This window comes from Bradyrhizobium genosp. SA-3 (assembly GCF_004212635.1).
Lineage (GTDB): Bacteria > Pseudomonadota > Alphaproteobacteria > Rhizobiales > Xanthobacteraceae > Bradyrhizobium.
Genome location: NZ_PSRT01000292.1, coordinates 1 through 1,961, shown reverse-complemented (window position 1 = coordinate 1,961; position 1,961 = coordinate 1). Strand labels below are relative to the sequence as shown.

The following is a 1,961-nucleotide window of genomic DNA, read 5'->3' as shown; positions in this document are numbered from 1 at the left end:
ATGCATGCCTTGGCCCTGGCGCAGCACGGTGTCTGCGACCTGCACCGAGCAGTTGGTCGGCGCCTCGCCGCAATCGCTGGCATAGGAGCGGAAGTTGACGACGATCGACGGCGTCGGGGTCGCCGACTTGCCGCGCAGATTGATGCTCGACAGCGGCAGGGTGCCGGGGAAGCGGCCGAGCGAGTCCTCGACGAACAGGCCGGAGACGTAGTCCTGCTCGAGCAGCACCTTGATCGTCTTCGCCGCCAGCTTCTTGTCCTTGTTCGGCAGATAGATCAGGTCGGAGCCGCCATTGGTGGCGACGACGAGATCGGGCTTGGTCGGATCCTTGCCGAGCACGCCGTTGCCGGCCTTGGGATGCTTGTTGCCCTCGATCTTCGCGTTCTTGTCGTTGGGGTCGAACAGCGGCAGCTCGAGCGCTTTCGCAAGGTCGAGCGCCAGGAAGCCCATCGGCAAAAAGTCCTTGGGCGTGTCGTCATAGCTGACCTTGGCCGAGGCGCTGGTCTTGCTCTCCTTGGAGATGGTCGAGAAGCCGTGGTCGGCCTGGATCATGATGTTGGTGCTGGCGGCCAGCCCGAGCTCGTCCAGCGCCTTGCGGATCTGGGCGAGGTTGTTGTCGGCGTTCTTGATGCTCGCCATCGTGCTCGGGCCGTTGATGCCGGGCATGATCTGGTTGAGGCTGTCGCCCTGGTTATGCTGGGTGCCGTCCGGATCGCGCGACCAGAACACCAGCACGAACGGCTTGTTGCGCGCCTTGAACATCGGCAGCACCACCTTGGTGGCGACATCGGCGAAATAGGCCTGCTGCGCGACGTTGGCGACCGTGGTGCCAGGGGTTTTGGCATCGCCCGCCTTGGAATTGTCACCGCGCGGCGGCGTGGCGGTGGGCAGGCCGGCCTTGGTCAGCGCGTCCTTCACCTCGTCCGACAGCGCCACGCCGTTCTTGCCGCCGGTGGAGTCGTCGAACACGACCGAGTGCAGACCGGCCTTCTCGGGCTTGTCGGTGTGGTCGAACTGGTAGGTCGGGCCGACCTTGCCGATCGCCGCGGTGCTGAGGCCCTTGTCGCGGGCCATCTTCAGGATGGTCTCTTCGTTCAGATAGTCGCCCTTGAAGTGCTCGTCGATGTCGCCGAGCACAGCGTCGTTCTCGATGAAGGGGACCACGGTGTCGCCGGCGGGCGCTGAGGTGTAGCCGGTCCAGATCGTGTTGGAGAACACGCCGGTATCGCCGAGATAGTGTCCGGTCGACATCGCCGAGCCGTTGGCCATGGTGAAGGTCGGGAAGAGCGAATGCGGATTCTTGAAGTTGACGCCCTTGTCGCGGACCTCGGCCATTGCCGGCGCCGTCTCCGGTGTGACCTTCAGCGCGCGAAGACCGTCCGGAATGAACAGGATCAGGTTGCGGGGCGTGTTGTTCTGGGCGGAGGCAAGTCCGGTGGACAGGACTGTCAGTCCGGCGGACAGCAACACCAGTGAACGGCGCATCAAATCTCTCCCTGCGGTGAGGCGGCTTGGCCGCGACCGCGGCCCCAGATTCGTTTAGTTTCGCTGCATGACCGTTTTGTTACAAGAGCGGAGAAGCGTGCAAAGAAGGGGTGGAGCACTCGCGCGTCCCGGACGCGCTGCGCTGCGTCCGGGACACGAGATGTGGTATGGGCGCGCACAACTGCATCAACGTCGTCATTGCGAGCGCAGCGAAGCAATCCAGGCTGCCGCCGCGGAAAGGTTCTGGATTGCTTCGTCGCAAGAGCTCCTCGCAATGACGGAGTGTGTGGCGATAGCGAGCGACCCTCTCGTGCCCCGGACGCGCTGCAACGCATCTGCGTTGCTGCGCAGAGCCGGGACCCAGTAGGCCACGGCAATCCCTGCCGCATGGGCCCCGGCTCTGCAGCGCACCGCTAAGAAGCGCTGCGCTGCGTCCGGGGCACGAGAGGGGAGTTTGTCGCGCAACGGTTTCAACA

1 protein-coding gene is annotated in these 1,961 nt (G+C 64.4%); it reads right to left on the bottom strand.

All coding sequences use genetic code 11. The features are described 5' to 3' along the window. A partial coding sequence (locus tag CWO91_RS42060; RefSeq protein WP_130221156.1) for an alkaline phosphatase family protein occupies positions 1–1,485 on the bottom strand: 1,485 nt, incomplete at its 3' end. Positions 1,486–1,961 lie beyond the last annotated feature (476 nt).